This is a genomic window from Nocardioides nitrophenolicus, from assembly GCF_016907515.1.
GTDB lineage: Bacteria > Actinomycetota > Actinomycetes > Propionibacteriales > Nocardioidaceae > Nocardioides > Nocardioides nitrophenolicus.
In genome coordinates this window covers 2522220-2537589 of sequence record NZ_JAFBBY010000001.1, presented here as the reverse complement: position 1 = coordinate 2537589, position 15370 = coordinate 2522220, and the positions used below count along the sequence as shown (strand labels likewise).

Genomic DNA, 15370 nt, shown 5'->3' with positions numbered 1-15370 from the left:
GCCGGAGCCAAGTTCAGTGCCCGGCGCCGCGGATCAGCGCGAGCGTGTGCATCAGCGCGAACCGTCGGGTGCCGCTGCCCAGCTCGGCCCACGGCTTCGCCCGGTCGAGTCGGGGCGCCAGCTCCCAGGCGGTGTCGTAGCGAGGCAGCAGGGTGCGGACCTCGTCGACCTCGGCCCGGTGGTGGGCCGCGAGCAGGTGCGCGCGGGTGGACACCTCGCGGTAGGCGAACTGGTGAGCTGGACATGCCACGTCCACCCCGAGGCCGGCGATCCGGTCCAAGGTGGCGAGCAGGTCGCCGGCCGGGTCGTCGTCCGGCAGGCTGGGGATGGCGAGCTGGGTGGGGCCCTCGGCCATCATCGTGTCGCCGGTGAAGACCATGCCGCGCGCGACGAAGACGAGATGGCCGTAGGTGTGGCCGGGGGCGTGCACCACCTCGATGTCGACGTCGCCGATGCTGAGCACCTCGCCGCCGTCGAGCACGCGGTCGGCGCGCAGGCTCTCGGCGTGATGGGCGACGGCGAGCGCCTCGTCGTACATCGAGGCGACCACGTCCTCGGGTGCGCCGGTGGCGTTCAACGCCCGGCGGAGCTGGGCCAGGAAGCCGCCGCGGACGGTCTCCTGGGTGGCGAAGTCGTCGTCGCGGTGCAGCATCACCTCGGCGCCGGACGCTTCGCGGACCCGGTCGGCGAAGCCGACGTGGTCGGGGTGGTTGTGGGTGATCAGCACGGCGCGGATCTCCTCGACGCGGTGGCCGATCGCGGACAGCGAGGCCTGGAAGGACTCCCAGCAGGTGCGGTGCTCGTAGCCCGCGTCGATCAGCACGAGGCCGTCGGAGGTCTCCAGCAGGTAGACGATGATCGAGCGGAGCGGACTGCCGTGCAGGGGCACCGGGACCGCCCAGACGCCGGCGCCGACCAGGCTGGGCCCGGCGACCTCGCGCGCTCGGTACCGGGCGGCGTGCTGCTGGCTGACAGGTATGGACATGATGGTTCGATCCCGTCTACTCTTTCGGGAGAACATACCGAATGGTCGGAATCTAGTTCAAGGAGTGCGATGAGCGAGCAGGTCGGCTTCCGGCTCTGGGCCGCGTCCGATCCGGACCAGTGCGCGATCGTCACCGCCGACGACGAGCGGATCAGCTACGGCGAGCTCTTCGCGGAGGTCAACCGGATCTCGCACGGGCTGCGCGAGCACTGCGGGCTCAGGGAGGGCGACACCGTCGCCTCGGTGACGACCAACAGCGCCGCGATGGTCGCCCTCTACCTCGCCGCGATGCAGTCCGGGATCTACCTGGTCACCGTGAACTACCACCTGACCACGCCCGAGATCGAGTACATCCTCGCCGACAGCGGCGCTAAGGTGGTGGTCGCCTCGGAGCGCGCCGAGACCACCGTGCTGGCCGCGGCCGGCCCCGGCGTGCAGGTGTACGTCGACGGCCCGGGCGCCGCCGGCGCCCGCCCGCTCACCGAGCTGACCGCCGGCATGCCCGCGACCGACCCCGAGCGCACCCCGGCCGGCTCGCTGATGATGTACACCTCCGGTACCACCGGCCGGCCCAAGGGCGTCAAGCGCCCGCTGAGCGGAGTCGACGCCGACACCGGCGCCCTCACCTACGTCTGGCTCTTCAACGAGTTCGGGATGCACCGTGAGGCCTTCGGCTCCTGGCTGGTCTCGGCGCCGCTCTACCACTCCGCCAACATCACGCCCGCGATGGGCGCGCTGCACGCCGGTGGCACGCTCGTGCTGATGGACGGCTGGACGCCGGAGTCCTTCCTGGCCCGAGTCCAGGACCAGCGGGTCACCGGCTCCAGCATGGTGCCCACCCACTTCTACCGGCTGCTGCAGCTCCCGGCCGAGGTCCGCGCGTCGTACGACGTCTCCTCGATCCAGTACGTGATCCACGGCGCCGCGCCCTGCCCGCGCGAGGTGAAGCAGGGGATCCTGGACTGGTTCGGCCCGGTGGTCTACGAGTACTACGGCTCCACCGAGGTCGGTACGACGATCGCCCGCCCCCACGAGTGGCTGGCCCATCCCGGCACGGTCGGGCGCCCGGCGTCGATCTCCACCCTGAAGATCCTCGACGCCGAGGGCAACGAGGTCCCGACCGGCGAGTCCGGCATCGTCTACATGCGCCAGGGCGAGGACAAGGTCGAGTACCACAACGATCCCGGCAAGACCGACACCTCGCGCCGCGGGGGCCTGATGACCGTCTGGGACGTCGGGCACGTCGACGAGGACGGCTTCCTCTACATCACCGGGCGGGTCTCCGAGCTGATCCTGGTCGGCGGCGTGAACGTCTACCCGGCCGAGATCGAGGCGGCGCTCATCGCCCACCCGTGGGTCGCGGACGCCGGCGTCGTCGGCGCGGCCGATCCCGAGTACGGCCAGGTCCCGGTCGCGCACCTGGTGCTCACGCCGGACGCCCCCGACGAGGACGCCGCGGTCGCCGGGCTGCGCTCCGACCTCGCCGAGCGGCTCGCCAAGCCCAAGCTGCCGCGGCGCTTCGTGGTCCACGACCAGCTGCCCCGCGACCCCAACGGCAAGCTCTACAAGGCTCGGCTCGCCGACACCGAGGTGTCCGCGTGAGCCACCCGGACCACAGGAGAGGTGGACATGGACTTCGATGACAGCGACGCCGACCGGGCGTTCCGCCGGGAGGTCGGCGCCTGGCTCGACGAGGCGCTCGAGGACGTGCCCGACCAGGAGGTGCTCCCGCAGGCCGAGCGCGAGCGGTGGTCGCGGATCTGGCAGGACCGGCTCTGCGCCGACAACTGGGCCGGGCTGTCGTGGCCGACCGAGCACGGCGGTCGCGGGCTGGACTCGCTCGCCCAGGCGATCTTCAACGAGGAGGCGGCGGTCCGCAGCGCGCCGTACCCGCTCAACGGTGTCGGGATGATGCTCGCGGGGCCGACGATCATCGCGCACGGCACCGCCGAGCAGCAGGCCCGCTACCTGCCGGGGATCCTCAAGGGTGAGGAGTACTGGTGCCAGGGCTTCAGCGAGCCCGGCTCCGGCTCCGACCTGGCCAGCCTGCGCACCGCCGCGACCAAGGTCGAGGGGGGCTGGCTCGTCAACGGCTCCAAGATCTGGACCTCGAACGCGCACAACGCGACCCAGTGCCTGCTGCTGGCCCGCACCGACCCGGACCAGAAACACGCCGGGATCACCTACTTCCTGGCGCCGATGGAGCGGTTCACCGTCCGCTCGCTCGAGATGATCAACGGCGACACCGAGTTCAACGAGATGTTCCTCGACGACGTCTTCGTCGCCGACGAGGACGTCCTCGGCGGGGTCGGCAACGGCTGGAAGGTCGCGCTGACGACGCTCGCCTTCGAGCGCGGCAGCATGGCGCTCAACCTCTGGGTCTGGGCCCGGCAGGCCGTCGACCGGATCATCGACATCGCGCTCGAGCGCGGCGTCGCGGACGACCCGGCCTTCCTGGACGCGGTCGGCGCGCTGCAGTGCGACGCCGAGGCCGTGCGGATCGGCTCGATGCGGATGCTCGGCGAGAGCCAGGCCGGAGGCATCCCGGGGCCGGAGACGTCGGCCCTGAAGAGCCTGTGGGCGGGCGTCGTCCAGAACGCCAACCGGCTGGCGGTGCAGCTCGACGAGGCCGGCGGCGTGCTCCTCGACGGCGACGGCGCCGCGGCCCGGATGCGCCGCTACCTGCGCGCCCGCGCCCACACCATCGAGGGCGGCACCGAGGAAGTCCAGAAGTCGATCCTTGCGGAGCGGGTGCTCGACCTGCCCCGCTCGCGTTGAGCGGAGAGAACCGTGCGAGCCACCTTCACCCAGGACCAGCGGGACATCGAGTCGACCGTGCGCGGCCTCGTCGCCGACGAGAAGACCGGTGCCCGCGACGCCCTCACCGCGCCGTGGGGCGCGCCGGACTGCGATGCCGCCCTGCTGCGTGACTTCGGTCTGCTCGGCGTACCCGAGGCGGCGGGCGGGCTGGGGTCGAGCCTGATCGACCTGCTGGTCGCCGTCGAGGCACTGGGCGAGAGCCTGGTGCCGAGCCGGTTCCCGGCGCATGCGGCCGCGGTCCAGCTCCTCGCCGGCGCCGGTGCCGAGGTGCCCGCCGACATCCTCGACGGAAGCCGGGTGCTGACGCCCGCCGTCGACGCGCCCGGCGTCACGGGCTGGGCCGACCGAGCGAGCGACGAGCGCCGCACCCTGGTCCGGTACGCCGAGGTAGCCGACGGCGTGGTCGCCCTCGGCCCCGCGGGTGTCTGGCTCGCCGACCCGGTGCAGGTCGTCCCGCGGCAGTCCTTCGACCCCTCCGTGCCGTTGGCCGACCTCACCCTGGCCGCGCCGGAGGGCGCGAGCGCGGTCGGCTCCGGCGTCCGGCGCGCCACCCTGGTCGTCGCGGCCGAGCTCGCGGGCCTCGCCCAGGGCGCGATCGACCTGGCGGCCGAGTACGCCCGCACCCGGCATCAGTTCGGGCGCCCGATCGGCTCCTTCCAGGCCGTCGCCTTCCAGCTCGCGGAGGCGGTCGCCGTCCGCAAGGCCGCGTGGGACCTGGCGCTGTACGCCGCCTGGGCGGTCGAGAACGGCCGGGAGGACGCGCCGATCCAGGTGCACGCCGCGAAGGCGGCCGCGGGCAAGGCGGCGATCTTCGCGGCCGAGCGGTGCATCCAGGTCCACGGCGGCATGGGCATCACCATGGAGGCCGACCCGCACCTCTTCCTGCGCCGCGCCTTCGTCCTCGACGCGCACGCGGGCCGCGGCTCGTGGCACCGCCGGGAGGCCGGCGTGCTGCGGGTGCGCGCGCACCGCGCCCGGGGCTGAGGATCGCGCGCCACCCTTGCGGGTCGCTGCCGCTCGCACTAACATACCGTCTGGTCGGAATATTCAAGGAGTGACCGTGAAGTTCGGAATCATGAACCTGTTCCCGGTGAGCGATGGCGCATCGGACCACCAGGTGCTGCGCGAGACCCTCGAGGAGATCGAGCTCGCCGACGACCTCGGCTTCGACTCCGTCTGGCTCGCCGAGCACCACTTCTCCAAGTACGGGATCCTCGGCTCCCCGGTGAACTTCGGCATGGCCGTCGCCGAGCGGACCAAGCGGATCACCATCGGCACCGCGGTGCTGGTGCTGCCGCTGCACGACCCGCTCCGGCTCGCCGAGGACATCGCCGCCCTGGACGTGCTGTCCGGTGGCCGGGTCACCATCGGGGTCGGCCGTGGCTACCAGCCGCAGGAGTTCGCCGGCTTCGGCGTACCGCTGGAGGAGTCGAAGGTCCGCTACCAGGAGACCCTCGAGGTGCTGCGGCTCGCGCTCAGCCAGGAGTCCTTCTCCTACCAGGGCCAGATCTTCTCCTACGAGAACATCACCACCTACCCGCGCCCGTTCACCCCCGGCGGGCCGCCGATCCTGCAGGGCACGGTCTCGCCGGAGTCGTTCAAGGAGCGCGGGGCGATCGGCGAGCCGATCATCACCTCGCCGAACTTCACCCCGCTCGGCATCATGCAGAAGAACTACGCGCTCTACCGCTCCGCCATGGCCGAGAACGGCTTCGACGTCACCACCTATGACGTGCCCTTCATGCAGCAGGTCTGGGCCGGCGAGGGGGAGGATGGTCTCAAGGAGGCCGCCCGAGCCGCCCTGAACTACTACAAGTCGGTCGGCAAGGTGATCCCCGGTTCGGAGGAGGCGATGGAGAAGGAGCGGGCCTACTACGAGGCCGTCGCCAAGAACATCGAGCTGCTCACCCTCGAGCAGACCCTCACCCACGGCGGCAACTTCGGCTCGCCGCAGCAGGTCATCGAGACCATCGAGATGCTGCGCGACCAGCTCGGCATCAACCACTACATCGGCTGGCTGCGGATCCCGTCGCTGGACCGGAAGGCGGCGCTGAAGTCCATGGAGACCTTCGCCGAGACCGTGATCCCCCACTTCCGCGCGCAGGACGAGGCCGCCGAGCGGTCGCGGACCGAGGCGGTCGTGGGGTGAAGGTCAGCTGCTTCCTGAGCGCACAGTTCGACCCGGCGGCGGACGCCGTCGGCGGGATCGACGACGTGCTGGCGCAGGCGGCCGCGGCGGAGGCGGCCGGCTTCCACGCCGTCTACCTCGGTCACCACTACCTGGCGCAGTCGGCGTTCGTGCAGCCGATCCCGCTGGCGGGCTACCTGGCCGCGGCCACCTCGCGGGTCCGGATCGGCTTCGGCGTCCTGCTCGCCCCCCTGCTCAACCCGGTCGCGCTCGCCGAGGAGCTGGTCTCGCTCGACGTGCTCTCCCGCGGGCGACTGACCGTCGGCATCGGCGCCGGCTACCGGCGTCGCGAGACGACGGCGTTCGGCGTCGCGTGGGAGGACCGGCTGGCGCGGCTGCGCGCCTATGTCCCGATCCTGCGCTCGCTTTGGAACGGCGAGACGATCGACATCAGTGGGTCCTGGGGCGAGGTCCCGGGCGCCTCACTGGCCCTGCGCCCGGTCCAGCCCGGCGGTCCGCCGCTGTGGATCGGCGCCTTCGCCGAGCCGGCGATCAAGCGGGCGGCCCGGCTGGACGCCCCGTGGCTGATCGGCCCCAAGGGCGATGACGCGGACCTCGCGGCGATGCTGGCGGTCTACCGCGACACGCTCACCGAGCACGGTCACGACCTGGCTCGGGAGTACCCCATGAGCCGGGAGGCATTCATCGCCGACTCGTACGACGCCGCGGTGGCGGGCGTGCGCCCCCACCTCGAGCGCCAGTACGCCGGCTACAAGTCCTGGGACGACGCCCAGGGCCTCGACCTGGACCGGTACCTCGCGGAGGACTGCCTGGTCGGCTCGGCCGACGAGATCGTCGCCAAGCTGCGGCGCTGGGAGTCCGAGCTCGGCATCACCGAGGTCTCGCTGCGCCTGCAGTTCGTCGGTGCGAGCCAGGCGGAGGCGATGGACCAGATCGCCCGCTTCGGCGCGGAGGTCATCGAGCGGGTCTCCGGACCAGCCGTGGAGGGAGCGCGATGAGCGGCACCAACCTGGCCACCATCCTGGAGCACCGGGCGGCCGACCGCGGCGCGCTCATCGGGCTCCACGGAGAGGACGCAGGCGGCTGGACCTTCGACCACGTCGACCTGCTCGCCGGCGGCGTCGCCGAGCGGCTGCGCGCCCACGGTGTGGGTCCCGGTGACCGGGTCGCGTTCTACCTGACCAACGGACCGGAGACGGTCTTCCTCCTCTTCGGTGCCTGGAAGCTCGGCGCCGTCCCGGTCACCATCAGCAGCCTCTACAACGCCGCCGAGCTGGCCGAGTCGGTCGCCAAGACCGACCCGGTGCTCCTGCTCACCGACACCCGCCGCCCCGACGTGGTCGCGGACTTCGTCGCCGGGGCGAGCATCCCCGTACTCTCGGTCGGTGACCCGCTCCCCGGCGTCGAGCAGCTGGGCTGGGGCGCGCAGGTCCGGGTGATCGCGCCCGAGGTCGCGGCGGACGCCGAGGCCTGCATCCTGTTCACCGGCGGCACCACCGGACGGCCCAAGGCGGTCAGCGTCACCCACGGTGGCACCTACGGCTCACTCCAGCGCCTGGCCCGGGTCTCCACCGGCTCCGACGCGGAGGGCACGGCCAGCGAGACCGCCAAGCCGAACCTGATCGCGCTGCCGCTCTTCCACTCCGGTGGCCAGCACTCGCTGCTGTTCGCCTACTTCGTCGGTCGCCCCGCGGTCGTGTGGGAGCGCTTCGGCGTCGACCGGCTGGGCCGGCTGATGGAGCGCTTCGGCTTCGACAACTTCTTCTTCCTGCCGACGATGGTGTTCGACATCGCCCACGCCGAGCAGGACCTCCCGTTCGCCGGCGTGAAGTCGGTGCTGGTCGCCGGCCAGGCCATCTCGTGGCAGGTACGCCGGGCGTTCGAGGAGCGCTACCAGGTGCCGATCCTGGTCAACTACGGCTCGACCGAGTCCGGCCACATCGCCGGCTGGACCGGCAAGGACATGAAGGCCGGCCTGTGGAAGCCCGGCTCGGCGGGCCGGGTCTACCCCGGCGTCGAGCTGGAGATCCGCGGCGACGACGGCAGCGCGCTGCCGGCGGGCGCCGAGGGCGAGGTCGTCGTCCGCTCCGAGCTCACCAAGGGCTACGTCGACGACGCCGCCGCCTCCGCCGAGCTGGTCCGCGACGGCTGGGTGCACACCGGCGACGTCGGCCACGTCGACGCCGACGGCGTGCTGTGGCTCTCGGGCCGCAAGCGCGACATGATCAAGTGCGGCGGCTTCCAGGTCTGGCCCGAGGAGGTCGAGGACGAGCTGCGCGAGCACCCCCTCGTCGCCGACGTCCGGGTGCTCGGGCTGCCCGACGACCGGCTCGGCGAGATCCCGGTCGCCCTGGTCGTCCGGGCCGACCTGACCGACCAGGCCGACGGCGCCGCACAAGTGACCGACGAGGAGCTGAAGGAGCAGCTGGTCGCGTTCGCCCGCGATCGGCTGGCCCACTTCAAAACCCCCCGCCGGATCGAGATCGTCCCCGAGCTCGAGCGCAGCGAGGCCGGCAAGATCAGCCGGGCATCGGTGCCGGACCTGGTCCTCGACGCGGGAGCGGGCCGATGAGCGGGCCGATGAGGTTCGGGATCATGGCATCCCACCAGTACCCCCACGCCGACGACCTCGGCACCCACCTCAGTGACCTCTTCGGGACGGTCGAGCTGGCCGCGGAGCTGGGCTACGACTCGGTGTGGACGATCAACCACTTCCAGTCCAACCTGGCCACGCCGCAGCCGATCTCGATGCTGGCGAGCCTGATCCCGCGCTCGGGCGAGATGACGCTCGGCACCGGCATCCTGCTGCTGCCGCTGTTCCACCCGGTCCACGTCGCCGAGGAGTTCGCCACCCTCGACCACCTCTCCGGCGGCCGGGTCGTGCTCGGCGTCGGCGCCGGCTACCGCGAGAACGAGTTCGCCGCCTTCGGCGTCGACCCGGAGACCCGGTTCCGCCGGTTCGACGAGAGCCTCCGGGTGATCCGCGCGCTGTGGTCGGGGGAGCCGGTCGACCACGACGGCGAGTTCTACCCGCTGCACGACGCCTCCATCGGCATCCGCCCGCTCACTCCCGGTGGCCCCCCGATCTGGGTCGGCGCAGGCGGCAAGAAGGCGGTGCGCCGCGCCGCCCGCCTCGGCGACGCCTGGTACGCCCCGGGCAACGCGCCCAGCAAGACCTTCCTCCCCGACCACCTGGCGGTCTACGACCAGGCGCTGGTCGAGGCCGGCAAGGACACCGTCGACGTGGAGCGACCGGTGGGCGTCGAGCTCTACTGCGCGCCGAGTGACGAGCGAGCGGTCGCCGAGGCGCTGCCGCACGCCCGCACCGAGTACTCGACGTACGCCGAGTATCCGGCGCTGCGCTGGCAGCGGGACCGCTTCGACGAGCTGGTCGTCAACACGCTGCTGCTCGGCTCTCCCGAGTACCTGGTCGAGCGGATCTCCGCGCTGCGCGACCTCGGCTTCAACCACCTCATCTTCCGGCCCGGATGGCTGGGCATGCCGACCGAGCAGGTCCGCGCATCGCTCCGCCTCTTCGCCGCCGAGGTGATCCCCGCGTTCCGCTGACGCATCCCCGCCCATCCCCGGATCCACGAACAACCAGAAGGACGAGACCGTGAAGAAGACCGAAGCAGAGCTGCTGGAGAACCAGTGGGACGTCGACAACATGGAGGTCGACCCCGAGGTCCTCGCGAAGTACGTCCGCTACGAGGTGGACGAGAAGCGCTGCACCGCCACGATCACCTTCGACCGGCCCGACCGGCTCAACGCGATCCCGGTGGCCGCCTTCGAGCGGGTGGGCGACCTGGTCCGCGAGGCCGAGTCCGACGACCGGGTGAAGGTCATCATCTTCAAGGGTGAGGGCGAGCACTTCGGCACCGGCGCCGACGCCGCCGAGCTGGGCCACTACATCGGCTACAAGTCCGGGACCGACAAGGCCTCACGCCGCCGTCCGGCCCAGCGCCAGCGGATCCTCCCCGACCGCAACGTGCTGTCCTCGGGCTTCACCCGGCCGATCATCGAGTCGCTGAAGGCGACGATCTGCCAGGTGCAGGGCTACTGCTACGGCGGGCACTTCCAGATCGCGCTCTCCGCCGACATCGTGATCGCCAGCCCGGACGCCAAGTTCACCCACCCGGCGTTCCGCTATCTCGGCCCCGGTCCGCAGGACATGTATCACTGGATCGAGAAGATGGGCCTGACGACGATGAAGGACGTCATGCTCACCATGCGCGCCATCGGCGCCGAGGAGGGCGAGGCCAAGGGCCTGGTCACCAAGGTCGTCGAGCGCGACGAGCTGGACCAGTGGGTCGCCGACTACGCCGAGGCGATCGCGGTGATGCCGCTCGACTCGCTGATGATGGGCAAGTCGATGATGCAGATCGTGATGGAGGCGCGCGGCAAGGGTCTCGGCGCGATGACCGGCTGGGTCGGCCACGGCTGGGCCACCAACGCCTCCTTCGACGAGGGCGACTGGAACTTCCTCAAGGAGCGTCGCGACAAGGGTGTCAGCCGCGCGCTCGCCGACCGCGACCGCCTGGTCGCGCCGTACTTCCGGCTCAGCGACGCCCGGTCCCAGGAGGACTGATCCTCCCGTGAAGTTCGGCATCCTCCTCGACCACCAGTACCAGCCGGGCGACGACCTCGGCCGGCGTACCGGTGAGATCGTCGAGTACGTCCAGCACGTCCGGGACCTGGGCTACGACTCGGTCTTCGGCATCCACCACTACCTGTCCTCGCTCAGCACGCCACAGCCGCTCCCGCTGCTGTCGCGGCTGATCGAGCACTCGGGCGAGATGGAGCTCGGCACCGGGATCCTGATCCTGCCGCTGGGCCATCCGGTGCACTGGGCCGAGGAGATCGCCACCATCGACCAGATGTCCGGGGGCCGCTTCGTCCTCGGCATCGGATCGGGCTACCGCGAGGACGAGTTCGCCTCGTTCGGCATCGAGCGGCGGACCCGCGTCTCGCGGATGAACGAGTCCCTCGAGGTGATGCGTGCGCTGTGGACCGGGGAGAAGGTCGTCCACCACGGCAAGCACTTCGACCTCGACGGCGTGCGCTGCAGCGTGCTGCCGGCGCAGGAGGAGATCCCGGTCTGGGTGGGCGCCAACGGGCCGATCGGCATCGAGCGGATCGCGCGCCAGGGCCTGCCCTGGCTCGCGCCGTCGAACGTGCGCCGCAACTGGGCGGTCGGCAACCTGAAGGACTACCGGGGACTCCGGGCCGAGGCAGGCTTCTCCGACGACGGCGCCACCTTCCCGATCCACCGGGACCTGTGCGTGGCCGACTCCTTCGACCAGGCCTGGGAGATAGCGGGGGAGCCGGTGCGTCGCTCCTACGGCGAGTACGTCCAGTACGGCATGGACTACTTCGAGTCCCAGTGGGAGGGGATCAAGCACAAGGCCCTCTTCTTCGGCTCGCCGGACGACGTCGCGGCCAAGGTGCAGGACTTCGCGGACGCCGGCTACAACCACTTCGTCTTCCGCGCGCAGTGGCTCGGCCTGCCGATCGAGGAGTCGGTGCGGATCGTGGAGCGGTTCGCCCGTGAGGTGATGCCGAGGTTCCGCGGATGAGGATCGGGCACGTCATCGTCCCCGCGGAGGACCTGGACGCCCAGCTCGCCTTCTACGGCGAGCTCGGGCTGACCACGCGCTTCCGCGACGGGGACCGGTACGCCGCGGTCACCGACGGCACCGTCACGCTCGGCCTGGCCGACGAGACCCAGCAGCCGCTCGCCGGCCGCACCATGGTGAGCATCGAGGTCGACGACCTCGACGCCTGCATCGCCCGGCTGGGTGCGGCCGGGACCGCTGCCGGGGACCCGGTGGTGGGTCCCCACGAGCGGCGGGTCGTGGTCACCGATCCCTCCGGCAACCCGGTGGCGCTCTACGAGAGGACCACATGAGCGACGAGGTCCTGCTGGACCGCGACGGCGCCACCGCGATCGTCACCCTGCACCGCCCCGACGCCGGCAATGCGTTCAGCACCGCGCTGAAGTCCGCGCTGGTCGAGGCGCTGCGCGAGGTCGGCAGCGACGACGCCGTGCGCGCGGTCGTGCTCACCGGCGCCGGGTCCGTCTTCACCGTGGGGCAGGACCTGCGCGAGGCCGTGCAGGCGCTCCAGGCGAACCCCGCGCGCGCCGGCGACACCGTGCTGGCGCACTACAACCCGATCACCCTGGCCCTGGCGAGCATGCCGAAGCCGGTCGTGGCCGCGGTCAACGGCACCTGCGTCGGCGCGGGCCTCGGCTTCGCGCTGGCCTGCGACCTGCAGGTCTGGGCGTCCGGCGCGACCCTCGCCACGGCGTTCACCGGTGTCGGGCTCACCTGCGACTCCGGGGTCTCCGCGTCCCTGGTCCGCGCGGTCGGCCAGGCCCGTGCCAGCCGGCTGGTGCTGCTCGGCGAGAGCTTCACGGTCGAGCAGGCCGTCGGCTGGGGCTTCGCCGGGGAGGTGGTCCCCGCCGACCAGGTCCTCGCCACCGCCCGGACGCTGGCGGACCGGTTAGCGGCCGGCCCCACCCGGGCGCTCGCCGCCTCGAAGCGGCTGCTCGCCGCGGGATCCTCGCGGTCCCTGGCCGAGACGCTGCAGGCCGAGGCGGTCGAGCAGAGCGCGCTCGGACTCAGCCGGGACCACGCGGTGGCGGTCGAGGCCTTCCTGAACCGGACCGCGCCCGTCTTCACCGGCTCCTGAGGAAGCCCCCGAAGAACCGGGTCAGCTCCTCCCGCGCGGTGAGCGGGAGCACGTGCGCGACGTACTGGTCCGGGCGGACGACCACGAGCGCGCCCTCGGGGTCGATGCCGCGGGCCGCGAACACATCCTCCCGGGCGTCCACCGCCCACGCCTTCTCCCAGTCCTGCAGGCCCAGCGGGCCGGTGCGGGGCAGCAGCACCGCCGGCAGGTCGGACGGGTCGAGGTCGTGGTGGCCGCAGCGGAAGACGCCGTGCACGTCGATCACGCTGTCGAGGTCGGCGCCGGCGGGGGTGAACCGGGCGAGCGGGGAGTCGGGAGAGTCGCCGAGCCAGGTGGCCAGGTCCAGCAGGCCGTCGTGGGTGGCACCGCCGAAGGCGAAGATCCGCCAGCGGCCGTCGGCGCGCTGGGCGTGCCCGAGCTGGAGCGGCCGGGCGTCGGCGAGCCGGATCACCGGAGCGGAGTGGAAGCGGGTGCCGACCTCGAAGCCCTTGGCCAGCGCCTGGTGGGAGTCGTCGCCGACGATCGCCGACGGTGCGTACGTCGTGGCGAGGCCCGCGGTGTAGCGGCCCTGGCGGGCGAACTGGGTCCGCATCTGCTCGGCGGTGATGCCACCGAGCTCGGGGTGGGACTCGTCGACGACGGGCTGGGCGATGAAGTCGGACCAGAAGCGGTCGAAGTCGATCAGGTCCTGGGCGACGGCCTGGCGCTCGGCGGAGTAGGTGCGCAGCAGGTCGGCGTCCGAGCGCCCCTCGAGGACGGCGGCCAGCTTCCAGCCAAGGTTGAAGGCGTCCTGCATCGAGACGTTCATGCCCTGGCCGGCCTTCGCGGAGTGGGTGTGGCAGGCGTCGCCGGCGATGAAGACCCGCGGCTGCGCGGAGCCCTCGGCGTCGTCGAACCGGTCGGCCAGCCGCTGCCCGACCTCGTAGACCGAGGACCACGCGACTGAGCGCACGTCGACCGAGTAGGGGTGCAGGATGTCGTTGGTGATCTCGACCAGCCGCTCGACCGTGGTGGCGCGGACCCGGCCGGCGTCGTCGGCCGGGACCTCGCCGAGGTCGACATAGCAGCGCACCATGGTGCCGCCCTCGCGCGGGATCATCAGCAGGCTGCCCTTGCCGTCGGACTGGACCACGTTCTTGGTGCGCCAGTCCGGGAAGTCGGTGGTCGCGAGCACGTCCAGCACGCCCCACGCGTGGTTCGCGGCGTCACCGCGCAGCTCCAGGCCGATCGCCCGGCGTACCGCGCTGCGGGCGCCGTCGCAGCCCACCACGTAGCGCGCCCGCACGGTCTCCTGCGAGCCGTCCGCGCGACGCAGGGTCACCGTCACCGGGTGCTCGCCCGCGCCGACGTCGAGGGTCACCAGCTCGAGTCCGTACGCCGGCTCGAGTCGGCTCGCGGAGCGTGCCATGTGGTCGAGGAGGAACTGCTGCATCCGGGCCTGGTTGACGATGACGTGGGGGAACTCGCTCAACCCGGCCGGGGTGTCCTCGACCCAGCCGGTGCGGGCGATGCGGGACCGGTCGGCCTCGGAGGGGCCCCAGAACCGGACCTCGTTGACCCAGTACGCCTCGCGCAGCAGCGCCTCGGCGAGCCCGAAGGCCTGGAACATCTCCACGGTGCGGCAGGCCACGCCGTCCGCCTGGCCGACCTGGAGCGGACCCTCGCGTCGCTCCACGACGGCGGTGCGGATCGACGGGAAGGCCGCGAGCTGGGCGCCGAGGACGGTGCCGGCGGGTCCGGTGCCGACGATGAGCACGTCGACCTCGGGGGGCAGGCTCCCGGCCCGCTCCGCCGCGCCGGGCGCGGCCGGGAGGAGGTCGGGATCTCCCGGCCGATAGCCGTCTCGGTAGAACTGCATGGATGGCACGCTAGGCAGCCTGCAGAATCGCGGGGAACGGTATTCTGTAGCGCAGAAAGGAGCGCATGCGGATGAAGAACCGGCCGTCGTACGCCATCGAGTCGGTCGACAACGCGCTGCTGCTCGCCCAGCTGCTCGTGCTCGAGGGGCCGATGCGGGTCACCGACGCCGCGGCCCGGCTCGGCGTCTCGCCCTCCACCGCGCACCGGCTCCTCGCGATGCTGGTCTACCGCGACTTCGCCGAGCAGGACGCCGACAAGCGCTACCGGGCCGGACCGCTGCTCCACGGCTCGACCACGGCGGTGCCGCTCTCGGCGCTGCGCCAGGCCGCACTGCCCCACCTGCAGCGGCTGGTCGACCGCACGAGCGAGTCGGCCAACCTGCTGGTGCTGACCGGCGGCGAGGCACGCTTCGTGCACACCGTCGAGTGCGAGCAGCCGCTGCGCGTCGGGGACCGCACCGGCAAGGCGCTGCCCGCCCACGTGAGCAGCGCCGGCAAGGCGATGCTGTCGGTCCTCGACGACGACGCGCTGGCGGCGGTGCTCGCCGGCCTGGAGCCGACCGAGCGGACCAAGGTACGCCGAGCCCTGCGCGCGGTGCGCCAGAACGGGTTCGCGCTCAACAACGAGCAGACCGAGACCGGGCTCTCGGCGATCGGCGTACCGGTGCGGTGGGCGGACGGGATGGTGGCCGGCATCTCGCTGGCGCTGCCGACCGCGCGCTTCTCCCGGGACCGGGTGCCGGGCTGGGTGCACGAGCTGCACCGCTGCGCCCGCGGGATCGAACGGGCGCTCAGCTCGTCGTGAGGCGGGCCTCGCCCAGCGTTTTCGCCGCGCATCTGACGAACGGGCTGCAGATCGGCCAC

Annotated in this window: 14 protein-coding genes; 12 read left to right on the top strand and 2 right to left on the bottom strand. The window is 71.9% G+C overall.

Features of this window, described 5'->3' with window-relative positions:
- Positions 1 to 13: 13 nt before the first annotated feature.
- A complete protein-coding gene (locus JOD66_RS12355; RefSeq protein WP_204837171.1) occupies positions 14 to 985 on the bottom strand; it encodes an MBL fold metallo-hydrolase in 972 nt (323 codons plus the stop codon).
- Between the two features lie 69 nt (positions 986 to 1054).
- Here JOD66_RS12355 and JOD66_RS12350 point away from each other — a divergent pair, with 69 nt between their 5' ends.
- From JOD66_RS12350 to JOD66_RS12300, 11 genes are all read left to right on the top strand, one after another.
- Entirely contained in the window at positions 1055 to 2587 is a 1533-nt protein-coding gene (locus JOD66_RS12350) for an AMP-binding protein (protein ID WP_204837170.1), read from the top strand.
- 27 nt (positions 2588 to 2614) lie between these two features.
- Positions 2615 to 3763, top strand: a complete 1149-nt coding sequence (locus JOD66_RS12345; RefSeq protein WP_204837169.1) for an acyl-CoA dehydrogenase family protein — start codon at positions 2615 to 2617, stop codon at positions 3761 to 3763.
- Positions 3764 to 3775: 12 nt separating this feature from the next.
- Complete coding sequence (locus tag JOD66_RS29490) at positions 3776 to 4789, top strand: acyl-CoA dehydrogenase family protein (RefSeq protein WP_204837168.1); 1014 nt, start codon at positions 3776 to 3778, stop codon at positions 4787 to 4789.
- Between the two features lie 76 nt (positions 4790 to 4865).
- Positions 4866 to 5954, top strand: a complete 1089-nt coding sequence (locus JOD66_RS12335; RefSeq protein WP_204837167.1) for an LLM class flavin-dependent oxidoreductase — start codon at positions 4866 to 4868, stop codon at positions 5952 to 5954.
- Positions 5951 to 6952, top strand: a complete 1002-nt coding sequence (locus tag JOD66_RS12330) for an LLM class flavin-dependent oxidoreductase (RefSeq protein ID WP_204837166.1) — start codon at positions 5951 to 5953, stop codon at positions 6950 to 6952. Before JOD66_RS12335 ends, JOD66_RS12330 begins: the two co-directional genes overlap by 4 nt.
- On the top strand, positions 6949 to 8526 hold the full coding sequence (locus JOD66_RS12325; RefSeq protein WP_204837165.1) for a class I adenylate-forming enzyme family protein: 1578 nt from the start codon (positions 6949 to 6951) through the stop codon (positions 8524 to 8526). The genes JOD66_RS12330 and JOD66_RS12325 overlap by 4 nt, the downstream gene beginning before the upstream one ends.
- Positions 8523 to 9521 carry an LLM class flavin-dependent oxidoreductase gene (locus JOD66_RS12320; protein ID WP_307823473.1) on the top strand — a complete coding sequence of 333 codons (999 nt, stop codon included), beginning with the start codon at positions 8523 to 8525 and terminating at the stop codon, positions 9519 to 9521. The genes JOD66_RS12325 and JOD66_RS12320 overlap by 4 nt, the downstream gene beginning before the upstream one ends.
- Positions 9522 to 9570: 49 nt before the next feature.
- Positions 9571 to 10542 (top strand): enoyl-CoA hydratase/isomerase family protein, encoded by a 972-nt coding sequence (locus tag JOD66_RS12315; RefSeq protein WP_204837163.1) that lies wholly within the window; start codon positions 9571 to 9573, stop codon positions 10540 to 10542.
- 7 nt (positions 10543 to 10549) lie between these two features.
- Entirely contained in the window at positions 10550 to 11530 is a 981-nt protein-coding gene (locus tag JOD66_RS12310; RefSeq protein ID WP_204837162.1) for an LLM class flavin-dependent oxidoreductase, read from the top strand.
- Entirely contained in the window at positions 11527 to 11862 is a 336-nt protein-coding gene (locus JOD66_RS12305; protein WP_204837161.1) for a VOC family protein, read from the top strand. The genes JOD66_RS12310 and JOD66_RS12305 overlap by 4 nt, the downstream gene beginning before the upstream one ends.
- Entirely contained in the window at positions 11859 to 12647 is a 789-nt protein-coding gene (locus tag JOD66_RS12300) for an enoyl-CoA hydratase/isomerase family protein (RefSeq protein ID WP_204837160.1), read from the top strand. Before JOD66_RS12305 ends, JOD66_RS12300 begins: the two co-directional genes overlap by 4 nt.
- On the opposite strand, the gene JOD66_RS12295 is transcribed toward JOD66_RS12300, so the two are convergent.
- A complete protein-coding gene (locus tag JOD66_RS12295) occupies positions 12634 to 14505 on the bottom strand; it encodes an FAD-dependent monooxygenase (RefSeq protein WP_204837159.1) in 1872 nt (623 codons plus the stop codon). The genes JOD66_RS12300 and JOD66_RS12295 overlap by 14 nt on opposite strands.
- A gap of 71 nt (positions 14506 to 14576) precedes the next feature.
- On the opposite strand from JOD66_RS12295, the gene JOD66_RS12290 reads away from it, so the two are divergent.
- Positions 14577 to 15311, top strand: a complete 735-nt coding sequence (locus tag JOD66_RS12290) for an IclR family transcriptional regulator (protein ID WP_204837158.1) — start codon at positions 14577 to 14579, stop codon at positions 15309 to 15311.
- Positions 15312 to 15370 lie beyond the last annotated feature (59 nt).

Coding starts and splice junctions, on each gene's coding strand:
- JOD66_RS12355 (WP_204837171.1), bottom strand. CDS start 985: ATGTCCATACCTGTCAGCCAGCAGCACGCCGCCCGGTACCGAGCGCGC.
- JOD66_RS12350 (WP_204837170.1), top strand. CDS start 1,055: ATGAGCGAGCAGGTCGGCTTCCGGCTCTGGGCCGCGTCCGATCCGGAC.
- JOD66_RS12345 (WP_204837169.1), top strand. CDS start 2,615: ATGGACTTCGATGACAGCGACGCCGACCGGGCGTTCCGCCGGGAGGTC.
- JOD66_RS12325 (WP_204837165.1), top strand. CDS start 6,949: ATGAGCGGCACCAACCTGGCCACCATCCTGGAGCACCGGGCGGCCGAC.
- JOD66_RS12320 (WP_307823473.1), top strand. CDS start 8,523: ATGAGCGGGCCGATGAGGTTCGGGATCATGGCATCCCACCAGTACCCC.
- JOD66_RS12305 (WP_204837161.1), top strand. CDS start 11,527: ATGAGGATCGGGCACGTCATCGTCCCCGCGGAGGACCTGGACGCCCAG.
- JOD66_RS12300 (WP_204837160.1), top strand. CDS start 11,859: ATGAGCGACGAGGTCCTGCTGGACCGCGACGGCGCCACCGCGATCGTC.
- JOD66_RS12295 (WP_204837159.1), bottom strand. CDS start 14,505: ATGCAGTTCTACCGAGACGGCTATCGGCCGGGAGATCCCGACCTCCTC.
- JOD66_RS12290 (WP_204837158.1), top strand. CDS start 14,577: ATGAAGAACCGGCCGTCGTACGCCATCGAGTCGGTCGACAACGCGCTG.